Here is a 10,305-nt window from a genome sequence, read left to right as displayed (position 1 = left end):
CGAAGAGAGACCGAAGGCGGCCCTCAGCGGGATGACGCCAGCGGCCTATGCACAGCACTTGGCAAACACAGCTACGATCAACCCCGGACTCTAAACCCGACCGCTACTGAAAGCGGGGGGACGTCGCCCGGACTCTAAACCCGACCGCTACTGAAAGCGGGGGGACGTCGGATCGAACTTGCGGAAGCGGTGAATACGGCGTTTGGCATCGGCGTCCCCTCGGCCCAGGGCCAGGGTACCAGGGGAGACAAAACCCGAGCCATGTCAAAACCCGAGCCAGAGTGCACTTTCCCGACACGGGGAGGCTTGCTTGGCCGACATCCGGGCATGGAGCGGTGAGGCAGCCTTGGATGCTTCGCTCAAGGACGCTCCCATGCCACGCCAGCCAAGACTCGATCTAGCGGGGATCCCTCAGCACGTCGTCCAGCGGGGCAACGACAGGCAGCCGTGTTTCTTCGAGGAGGCCGACTATCTGCGCTATCTGCAGGAGCTGAAGGAGCTTGCCCTGCGCCGGCATTGCGCCGTGCATGCCTACGTGCTGATGACCAACCACGTGCATCTGCTGCTGACGCCTTCGGCGGCAGGGCAGGTGGCGGCGCTCATGCAGGCGCTCGGGCGCCGGTACGTGCGCTACATCAACGATCGACACCATCGCACCGGGACGCTGTGGGAAGGCCGCTACAAGTCCTGCCTGGTGGACCGCGAAAGCTATCTGTTGCATTGCTACCGGTACATCGAGCTCAACCCGGTACGTGCCCGCATGGTCGGAGAGCCTGATGGCTACCGCTGGTCGAGCTACGGCGCAAATGCACATGGAAGGCATGACCCGCTGATCACGCCGCATCCCAACTATCGCTCCCTTGGCGCTGATGCGGAGTCCCGGCAGAACGCCTATCGCGAACTGGTCAGGCAAGCCATCTCGGATGACGACCTGACGGCCATACGTCTGCACCTGCAACGTCAGCACGCGCTGGGCACGGACCGTTTCCGTGCAGCCATTGAAGCGCAACTGGGGCGCCGCGCTGGCCCAGCGAAGATCGGTCGCCCAAGGAAGGATGCGAAAAGTGCACTCTGACCCGGCTTTACAGCGAAGATCGGTCGCCCAAGGAAGGATGCGAAAAGTGCACTCTGACCCGGCTTTAGACCTAGACCGGACCCGGCTTTAGACCCGACGATGGGCGGTTGCCCGTCACACATGACGGCTTGCGTCATATGACGGGCCGCGTTATGGTCCGTCCGTGATCCGGAACTTTGCCGACAGGGAAGCGGAAAAGATCTGGGACGGCACGCCGTCCCGGCTGCCTGGAGATATCCAGCCGGTCGCTCGCCGCAAGCTGCGCATGCTCAACAACGCGCTCAACCTGGACGACTTGCGCATTCCACCTGCGAACCGCCTGGAGGCGCTCAAGGGCGGTCGAAAGGGACAGCACAGCATCCGGATCAACGACCAATGGCGCCTATGCTTCCGCTGGAAGGACGGCGACGCCTACGACGTGGAGATCGTCGATTACCACTGATGCCCTGGATTCGACCATGAAGACCTTGCCCAACATTCATCCCGGCGAAGTGCTGCTCGAGGAATTCCTGCTGCCGATGGGCATAAGCCAGAACGCCCTGGCACGGGCCGCCGGCGTGCCCCCGCGCCGCATCAACGAGATCGTGCTCGGCAAGCGCGGCATCAGCGCGGACACGGCCGTGCGCCTGGCGGCGGCACTGGGCACCAGCGAACGCTTCTGGATGGGGCTGCAGGCGGACTACGACCTCGAAGAAGCCCATCGCGCGCTCGGCAAGGCCGTTGAACGGATCAGGCGCCTTGCCGCGTGAGGTTCCCGAATTCCCTCGTCAACGCTGGACCGTCGACCCCGATGCAAATCGGGCGGGGTGGCCTCCGTTCTCCGCTGAGCCTTCGCCGCGGGGCCGGCCGCACAGAATGACCGCACCGTTGCCGCCCGCCTAAGGTTTGACCAGCCGCAGCGTCATCCGGTCCGATTCGCCGATCGCCCGCATCTTCGCGTGTTCGCTGTCATCCCCGGCGAGGTCGGGCAGCAGGCGGTGGACGTTGATGTCCTCCGGGTCCTTGGGGTTGGCGTTGATCTGGGAGACGCCGTCCAGGCGGAAGCCGGTCTTCAGGGCCAGCGCGATGAGGTAGTCCTCGGGGATCCGGTGCAGCTCGCGGGCGCTTTGCTGGGCATCGGCGTAAGGCCTGGCGCGGTGCTCGACCACGCCGAACACGCCGCCGGGCTTGAGTACGGCGAACGCGGCCTTGAAGGCCGCGGCGAGCGTGTCCGGTCCCTGGTTGAGCCAGTCATGGGTGTTGCGGAAGGTCAGCACCATGTCGGCGGAGCCGTCCGGGCCGAGCCGCACTTGCTTGGGTGGCGCGAAGTCCACCATGGGGCCGACCTTGCCGTACACGCTCGGCATGGCCTTGAGCTTGGCGGTGAACGCGCTGGCGCCCGGGGAGGTGGCCTCGATGAGACGTCCGTGCGCGGCCAGGTAAGGCGCGAGGATCTCGGTGTACCAGCCGCCGCCCGGCGCCAGTTCGACCACGGTCATGTCGGGCTTCAGGCCGAAGAACTGCAGGGTCTGCACCGGATGCCGGTAGACGTCCCGAGCCTTGTTGGCGTCGGAGCGCCAGCTGCCGGCGGCGGCCTGCTGCAGCGAGGTGACGGCGGGCGTGGCCGGTTCCGCCGCCACGGCAGCGGTGGACAAGGCGGCCAGCACCACGCTGGCCAGCCAGGGGATGGATCGGCGGTTGTGCAGCATCATGGCTTGGGCCTCCTTGTTCGCATCGGGTCCGAAGCCTACTCCCCGGCGCAAGGCAGTACGTGCAACGCGGGTGAGTGCCGGATGGCGAGCCGGATGTGCCTCAAGCCGCTCTCGGCGCTGGCCCGCGTGGCTGGTCAGCGCCGGAGCCTTATCGATGTGGATGAGCCCTGGTGCCGGCCAGTCCGGAAGACCGGCGACACCACTATGCCGCGCCAGAGAGGACTTCACGCAAGGGCCCTCGCGGGCGCACGATCCGCGGATCGGTTAGCTCCTCCCGGAAGCGCCCCGGATAACCGGATAACGGTGGCGCAGGGGTTAAACCTCACCCGTTTGGCTACCTGGCCACTGCGTCCGCGCTTGAGCGCTCCACCATCGTCGTCGGTACTTCCGGCACACTCCCCGGCCCGCCACGAAGGCTAGCGTTCGCGGCATCGACCACGCGACCCGCCGCGGGCGAGGGGACCTCATGCCGACCATGGACCGCCGCCAGTTCCTGAAGCTCTCCGCCACGCTGGGCGCGGCGCTGGCCCTGGGTTGCACGCCCGCGCGCCCGTCGTCGAGCGGCTGGCGCGAGCGGCGGGAGCTGTATCCGCAGGGTGTCGCCTCGGGCGATCCGGACGACAATAGCGTCCTGCTGTGGACGCGGCGCCCGTATGCGGACGCGCGCACGAGCGCCGCTCTGCGGGTCGAGGTGGCGGAGGATCCGGGCTTCACGAAGGTGATCGCGAGCACGGCGGCGCGGGTGTCGGCCGCGTCCGACTGGACCTGCCGGGTGCTGGTCGGCCAGCTGCCGTCGGCGCGCGAGTACTGGTACCGCTTCGTGGACGAGGAGGGCAACGGCAGCCGGATCGGCCGCACGATGACCGCCCCGGCGCCCGACGATCCGCGACCGGCGCGCTTCGCCTTCGTCAGTTGCCAGGACGTCTGCGAGGGCGCGCTGAACGCCTATCGGCGCATGCTCTACGAAGACGAGCGCGCGGCGCCCGAAGACCGGATCGGATTCGTGCTGCACCTGGGCGACTTCGTCTACGAGGTCGTGCAATACCCCGACCAGGTCGAGGACGGCCATCGCTACGACCGCCGCATCCGGTTCCCGGTCCACTACCCGACGGGCAAGACGGTCGCCAACGACCGCTACTGGGTGCCGGCCTCGCTGGAGGATTACCGCGCCCTCTACCACGGCTACCTGCAGGACCCGGACCTGCAGGATGCGCGCGCGCGCTGGCCGTTCGTGGCGGTCTGGGACAACCACGAATTCTCCTGGCGGGGCTGGCAGTCGATCCAGGAATTTCCCGGCACAAAGGGTTTGATTCCCGCGCAGACGCTCAAGGTCGCGGCCAACCAGGCCTGGTTCGAATACCAGCCGGCGCGGGTCGCGGCGCCGGGTGCCCACCTGGACACCTTTGCTGCGCCGTACGTCGTAGATACCCCGGTCACCGCGTTCGATGACGATGGATTAGGGCGCGAGCCCAACAACCTCGCCGCCATCGACAGCCTGATCGTCTATCGCGCCCTGCGCTGGGGTCGTCACATCGACCTGATCCTCACCGACCAGCACAGCTTCCGCTCGCGCGACCCGGGTTCGCACGAAGAGCTCACCCCGCTGTTCGAAGGCGATGCCCTGGGCTGGGTCCCCGAGGAGCTGGCGATGCAGCTCGACGCGGGCCGCGACTACGCCGGCGGCCATCCGCCGGCGAAGCTCAGCTTCCGCGGCAAGAGCGTGGCCAACTACCGCGCTGGCGAACCCGCCCAGACCCTGCTGGGGGCGAAGCAGAAAGCCTGGTTCCTCGAGCGCCTGCGCGGCGCGCAAGCCACCTGGAAGATCTGGGGCAATTCGCTGGGCACGCCGGACTGGCGCGTGGACCCGCAACATCTCCCGCCCGCGCTGGGCAAATGGTCCGGCGAAGGTTTTGCCGTCATGGCCACCAGCGACTGGGGCGGCGCGTACCACGAGCGCGCCGAGATCTTCGACGCCGTGCGCGATGCCGCCATCACCGGTTTCGCGATCGTCTCAGGCGATCGCCACAGCTTCTGGGCGGGCTACGCGGCCAAGGCCCTGCCACCCGCCGCCTTCGAGCCCGTGGGCGTCACGTTCGTGGGCGGTTCGCTCATTTCCCCGGGCATGCTCGAAGCCTCCGAGCACAACCTGAAAAAGGACGATCCGCTGCGCCCGTTGTACGTCGCCAACCCGGGCGATGGCCCGACGCAGCCCACCGTCAACCTGCTCCTGCACCACGGCGTGCGCTCGGCGCTGGAGTTCGCCAAGAGCGGCGACCTCAAGAAGGCACACGCCGCCAGCAACCCCGACCTGGCCCCGCACCTGACCTTCGTCGACATGGGCGGCCACGGCTACGCGACCGTCCGCGTCGACGCCCGCACGATGGTCACCGAGTTCGTCTGCATCCCGCGCCCGATCGAGCGCAGCCCGAGCCCGGATGGCGGTCCGCTGCGTTACCGCGTCCGCCACGAAGTGCCGCTGTGGCAAGCCGGCGAGCGGCCGCGGATGCGGCAGACGGTGGTGGAGGGCGATCCGGGGCTGGCGGTATGAGGGACTGAGCGGATCAGCACACGTTCCGGCGCGGGTGTCAGGGTCGGCCTGGGCCCGTGGTTGACCGCTGCACCTGGATGACACGAAACAGGCTTCCGTCGCTGTCGATCAGCACCCCGACGAGCGAACTTCCGTCCCAGCGGAACCGCCACCCGGCACCGTGCATGGGGCAGACGAGCAACTGCCGGAGAGGCTCGAAGCGGCAGGACAGGTCGCCTATGGTTTCCTCCCGGCCGGCGACGATCTTGTCCGCCTGGATGGCAAAGACATCCTCATGTGGACGGGTCCGGCGAATGTGATAGACGACGGTCTCATCAGTGCACGCGGGCTTGGCGGTGACGCAAAGCGATCGACCGTGCCAGGTGCCGACGAGCTGGTCGGTGGATCCGTTGCTGATGGTCGATGTGGCGGCGGCCGCCATGCTTGCGAGCCAAAGCAGCAGCCCTGTGCCGAGGAGCCGCCGCACGCGAACCCGTGCAGGAGACGTTGGGAAGCGTGGATCGTGCATCGTGCGAACCTCGCTGGCGAAAGGCATCTCTGACCGGCGGCGAGCTTCAGCGTTTGCCTAACCGCTGACGTGGATCCCGTTCCAGGCATGCACGTGGTTGAGCGGCGCGCGCGCCCCGTCGGCCAATCGACTGGCGAACGCATCGAGCCGGTCGAGGTAGCCGCCGTAGGCCATCATCCCGGCGTCGATAGCGCAGGTGGCCCGTGGCGGCTTGCCGAGTCGCTCCTGCATCTCGCCGAACGTGCTTTCCGCGCCCTTGCCGCCCATGGTGCAGAAGAACGCCGTTGCGGGCAGGCGCGCTCCGTGATCGTGCAGGAACCGGCGCACGGGAGAGGCAGGGCGTCCGGCCCAGACCGGCGTGCCCAGTACGACCAGGTCGTAGTTTTCCAGCGGCACGGCGGGATCGGCGATCGGGGGCAGGGTGCCCAGCAGGCGGTCGAGCGTGGCCCGCCAGACCGATACGCGGCCATCGCCGCGCAGGTCCTCGATCGCCAGTTGGTCCGCACCGAGTCGCTGGGCGAGTTCATGGCCAACGCGCGCGGTGTTGCCACTGCGGCTGTAGTAGACGACCAGCAAAGGGCTTGCGGGTGACATGGCGCCTCCGGGAACGAACGACCGGTGCAGGGACCGGCTCGACGGATCGTCCCGGTCACATGCTCCTACCTGCCGCGATGGCGGTTTTGATGCAGGTCAAACCGTACGGCGCGGACCGATGACCGACACGTGCACGGAACTGGCGCGGAGGAGATCCTGCCCGCCGCGGGCCGCGGGCCGATCGCCACGGACCGTGCCGTGCGCCACCCTTTGCAGTCCTTGATCGAAGTCAATCCGCGCGCGGAGCAGGCGCGCAAGCTTTCGGCCCCGGATGTGCAGGAGCCCGCGCCATGCCATGGAACCTCCCGATCGCCCGGCCGCGTCCCTGGCGCGGCATACGTCGTCTGTGGCTCGCCTGTCTCCTGCTGCCCTGGCAGGTGCATGCGGTGCCTTCGTACGCCCGGCAGACCGGGCAGCCCTGCGTGGCCTGCCACGTGGGCGGGTTCGGTCCGCAGCTGACCGCGTTCGGCCGCCAGTTCAAGCTGCTCGGCTACACGCTGAAGACGGGCGACGCGCCGAACGCGCCGTTGTCGGCGATGCTGGTCGAGTCCTTCACCCACACGCGCAAGGCGCAGACCGAGCGGCCGGCGGACAACTTCTCGCGCAACGACAACGTGGAGATGCAGCAGGCATCGGCCTTCCTCGCCGGGCGCCTGACCGAGCACCTGGTGTCTTCGCCCAGGCCACCTATTCGCAGAACGGCCACGCCCTGGGCTGGGACAACGTCGATCTGCGCTACGCGCGCATGTTCTCCGCCGGGCGCCACGCCGGCATCTGGGGCCTTTCGCTCAACAACAACCCCACCGTCAGCGACGTGTTCAACACCGCTCCCGCCTGGCAGTACCCCTACATCGCCGCCGACCTGGCGCCGTCGTCGCCGGTCCAGCCGGCCCTGTTCGGCGCGCTGGGCGGCCAGGTGGTGGGCCTCACCGGGTACGTGCAGCTCGGCGGTGCACTGTATGCCGAAGCGGGTGGCTATCGCTCGCTGTCGCCTGCGTTCGTGCGCAAGGTCAACGCCGATTTCGATGGTCGGTTGGCCGGCATCACACCGTACGCGCGCGTGGCCTACAGCTGGAACCTGCCGGCCGGCAGCATCACGCTCGGCCTATTCGGGCTGGACGTGCGGCGCGGACTGGCCGGCGAGGATGCGGCCGGTCACGCCGTGGCGCTGCCCGGCCCTGGCGACCGCTACCGCGACATCGGCCTCGATGTGTCCTGGCAATGGGCGCGCGACGACCATCTGCTTACCGCCAGCGCGCTGTACGTGCACGAGCGCCAGCGGCTGGATGCGACCTTCGCCGCCGGCGATGCCCAATACCTGCACGGCAGCCTGGATGCGCTGCACGTCAACGCGAGCTACTGGTACCGCAATCGCTGGGGCGCGACGCTGGCCGCGTTCGCCGACGATGGCAGCCACGACGCGCTGCTGTACGCACCCTCCGGCCGCCCGGACACGCGCGGCCAGAGCCTGGAGCTGGACTGGAACCCGTTCGGCCAGGCCGACGCGTGGCTGGCGCCATGGGCCAACCTTCGCCTGGGCGCGCAGTACACCCACTACAGCCGCTTCGCTGGCCGCATACGCAACATCGACGGTGCCGGCCGCCGGGCGGGCGACAACGACACGCTGTTCCTGTTCGCCTGGCTGGCGCTGTGAGCCCGCTCTGACCCGCTGACGCGACGCCAGGCGCAGGCCCGGGAAAACACACGCGATCACATTGCCAGCCTGCCGAACCGCACTGCTGCCGGATAAGCACGGCGGTGACACTGCGCGCAGCGAACCCACCCGTGCGTTCGGATCATGGATCGAGGGGAATCGGATGCGAATGGCGGTTATGGCGAAGGAACGGTGCTGGTGATGCCCGCTGGCGATCGCAACGACCCCGCCCGGTCGCCGTCCGCCTACGACCCGATCTATGGCCTGCTGCGGGACATAGGCCTGCCTGTGCTTGGTGAGACCGGCAACTGACAAGCAAGCTCGCCAGATCGCGCTGTTCCCGAAGGAGGAAGGGAGGAAGCGGCTCTGACCCGCTTAAACCGGACCCGCTTGAAACGACGCTCGAGCCCGGTGCCTCGCGCCCTGCTGACCATTCGGTCACGCCAGCTTGTGCCGTGGCGAGGCACGATCTTCGATCGAATCACGCACCGCCATCCACAGGAGTCGCCTCATGAATGTTCGCGCCACGATTCTGGCCGGCAGCCTGCTGCTCGCCATCGGCACCCCGGCCTTGGCCGGGGACGACCAAGCGTCCATGCAGCAGACCGCCAGCGACAAGACCGCCTTCATGAAGAAGGCCGCTTCCGACGGCAAGGCCGAAGTGCAGATCTGCCAGATGGCCCTCAGGCAGTCGGACGATCCGCAGCTCAAGCAGGTGGCCCAGCGCCTGCTGGACGATCACACGCAGGCCAACCAGCAGCTGCAGCAGATCGCCCAGCGCGAGAACGTGAGCCTGCCCGAACAGCTCATGCCGGAGGACCAACAGAAGCTGCAGAAACTGCAGGGCAAGAGCGGAAAGGCGTTCGACAAGGAGTGGACCCAGATGAACCTGACCGACCATCGCAAGGACATCAAGCTGTTCTCGATGGCGGGTGAGAAGCTCGACGACCAGCCCACCCGCCAGTTCGCGCAGAGCACCCTGCCGAAGCTGAAGACGCACCTTCAGTTGGTGGAGCAGCTCACCCAGCAGGCGCAGTAAGAGGACGGACAATAAGGGAACGAGCAGAAACGCGGGCAGGTTCACTTGCCGGGTGACGTGAGCCTGGGTGGCCGGCGGGCTGCGCGAATGCCGCGAAGCGCTGCATCTTGGCTTCGACCATCGCGCGGCAGTCGTCCCGGCCCCATGCGCGTTGTTGCTGCAGGTAAATCCGGGTGGCGGCTACGTCAGCGGTGGCGGTAGGCGTCATCCAGGAAGGAGGGCTGGCGATTGTTGCCACGCGGGATGACATGCTGAAGGATGTTCGGCAGGTCGAACCTTGGTTGTCTGGCCATTCCCCCGAGCATCGGGCCACGGGCCGCTGATCGGTAGCGCAGAGGTCGGCGTCCGTTGTGGGAACGGCCGCGCTTGTCCGTCAGAAAGCAAGCCTGGCCCTGTTCGCGACGGTGCTGATAGAGCCTGCCGATCCGTCGGCGGGAAGGGGCGCGCAGGGTGAGCGTCGGCTTAATTGCCCACGTCCCCTTTTTTGAATTATCTCGCGGGCTTGCCAGCGTTCTGAACACGAAAGATGCGTTCTGCCAACGCTTCCAAAACGCGAGTTTGCATCCACGCAGGCGATGTACCGGTCAGGCGGCCCGCGGTCGGCGGAAGGCAAGCATCAACTGGTTGTCCTGGGTGGGTTCCCCGCTATGGTGACCGAGCGCGGACAGGCACCCTAGCGGCTCTATGTGGAGGCCTTGGCGGGCGGCCAGCTCGCGGTAGGTTGCCATCGGCCGTGGCATGACGGGAAAGCCCTGCCAAGCGCCCGGCGGACCATCGCCATCGATGATATTGGCGTAGAAAACGCCCTCGGGCTCGAGGTGCCGCGCGACCATGCTGATGCAGTCGGCGAGGATGGCGTCGCTCAGGTGGAAAAGGACCGAGAACGCCCAGAACACGTCTACCGGCGTGCCGGGATTCACCGCGCCCAGGTTCGGCGCCTGGATCAGGTTCGGCCGCTTGTGTGCCAGCTTCTCGCGGACCAATTCGCGGCGGGCCTCATCCAGCACGCTCTCGCGCACGTCGATGCCGGTGTAGTGGCCTGGCTGCAGGTAGTCGATCAGGGGGATGCCGCCACGCAGGCTGCCACAGCCGATATCCACGAGGAAGTGGTTCGGCTGCAATCCTTGGTTGCGCAGGAAGTCCACCTGGAACTTGCGCTTCATGCGCCACAGCTCAGGCCGTCCAACTTGTCCGTG

11 protein-coding genes are annotated in these 10,305 nt (G+C 67.4%); 6 read left to right on the top strand and 5 right to left on the bottom strand.

The features are described 5' to 3' along the window. The first annotated feature begins 373 nt into the window (after positions 1 to 373). From ACFWZU_RS10360 to ACFWZU_RS10350, 3 genes are all read left to right on the top strand, one after another. Positions 374 to 1,075: a transposase gene (locus tag ACFWZU_RS10360; RefSeq protein ID WP_439701438.1), complete on the top strand. Its 702-nt coding sequence runs from the start codon at positions 374 to 376 to the stop codon at positions 1,073 to 1,075. Between the two features lie 163 nt (positions 1,076 to 1,238). After that, on the top strand, positions 1,239 to 1,517 hold the full coding sequence (locus tag ACFWZU_RS10355) for a type II toxin-antitoxin system RelE/ParE family toxin (RefSeq protein WP_439701428.1): 279 nt from the start codon (positions 1,239 to 1,241) through the stop codon (positions 1,515 to 1,517). Positions 1,518 to 1,533: 16 nt separating this feature from the next. After that, on the top strand, positions 1,534 to 1,824 hold the full coding sequence (locus tag ACFWZU_RS10350) for a HigA family addiction module antitoxin (RefSeq protein ID WP_439701427.1): 291 nt from the start codon (positions 1,534 to 1,536) through the stop codon (positions 1,822 to 1,824). A gap of 129 nt (positions 1,825 to 1,953) precedes the next feature. Here the strand turns inward: ACFWZU_RS10350 and ACFWZU_RS10345 are convergent, their stop codons facing one another. Next, the gene (locus ACFWZU_RS10345) at positions 1,954 to 2,763 is read right to left on the bottom strand and encodes a class I SAM-dependent methyltransferase (protein ID WP_439701437.1); all 810 of its coding nucleotides are present in this window, start codon (positions 2,761 to 2,763) and stop codon (positions 1,954 to 1,956) included. Between the two features lie 469 nt (positions 2,764 to 3,232). On the opposite strand from ACFWZU_RS10345, the gene ACFWZU_RS10340 reads away from it, so the two are divergent. Then, positions 3,233 to 5,314 (top strand): alkaline phosphatase D family protein, encoded by a 2,082-nt coding sequence (locus ACFWZU_RS10340; protein ID WP_439701426.1) that lies wholly within the window; start codon positions 3,233 to 3,235, stop codon positions 5,312 to 5,314. Positions 5,315 to 5,351: 37 nt separating this feature from the next. On the opposite strand, the gene ACFWZU_RS10335 is transcribed toward ACFWZU_RS10340, so the two are convergent. The 3 genes from ACFWZU_RS10335 to ACFWZU_RS10325 form a co-directional block, all read right to left on the bottom strand. Next, positions 5,352 to 5,822, bottom strand: coding sequence for a hypothetical protein (locus ACFWZU_RS10335; protein WP_439701425.1), 471 nt, complete (start codon positions 5,820 to 5,822; stop codon positions 5,352 to 5,354). 57 nt (positions 5,823 to 5,879) lie between these two features. Beyond that, complete coding sequence (locus tag ACFWZU_RS10330) at positions 5,880 to 6,416, bottom strand: flavodoxin family protein (protein ID WP_439701424.1); 537 nt, start codon at positions 6,414 to 6,416, stop codon at positions 5,880 to 5,882. 490 nt (positions 6,417 to 6,906) lie between these two features. Continuing rightward, complete coding sequence (locus tag ACFWZU_RS10325) at positions 6,907 to 7,122, bottom strand: hypothetical protein (protein WP_439701423.1); 216 nt, start codon at positions 7,120 to 7,122, stop codon at positions 6,907 to 6,909. A gap of 39 nt (positions 7,123 to 7,161) precedes the next feature. Between ACFWZU_RS10325 and ACFWZU_RS10320 the strand changes: the two genes are divergently transcribed. Continuing rightward, on the top strand, positions 7,162 to 8,070 hold the full coding sequence (locus ACFWZU_RS10320) for a cytochrome C (protein ID WP_439701422.1): 909 nt from the start codon (positions 7,162 to 7,164) through the stop codon (positions 8,068 to 8,070). A gap of 511 nt (positions 8,071 to 8,581) precedes the next feature. Next, a complete protein-coding gene (locus ACFWZU_RS10315; protein WP_439701421.1) occupies positions 8,582 to 9,109 on the top strand; it encodes a DUF4142 domain-containing protein in 528 nt (175 codons plus the stop codon). Between the two features lie 584 nt (positions 9,110 to 9,693). Here ACFWZU_RS10315 and ACFWZU_RS10310 read toward each other — a convergent pair. Beyond that, positions 9,694 to 10,272 carry a methyltransferase gene (locus ACFWZU_RS10310; protein WP_439701420.1) on the bottom strand — a complete coding sequence of 193 codons (579 nt, stop codon included), beginning with the start codon at positions 10,270 to 10,272 and terminating at the stop codon, positions 9,694 to 9,696. Between the last annotated feature and the right edge of the window lie 33 nt (positions 10,273 to 10,305).

It is taken from the genome of Frateuria sp. GZRR33 (assembly GCF_051900425.1).
In the GTDB taxonomy this organism is placed as follows: domain Bacteria; phylum Pseudomonadota; class Gammaproteobacteria; order Xanthomonadales; family Rhodanobacteraceae; genus Frateuria_A.
The sequence above is the reverse complement of the archived record's forward strand: the minus strand, read 5'-3'. Positions and strand labels throughout refer to the sequence as shown.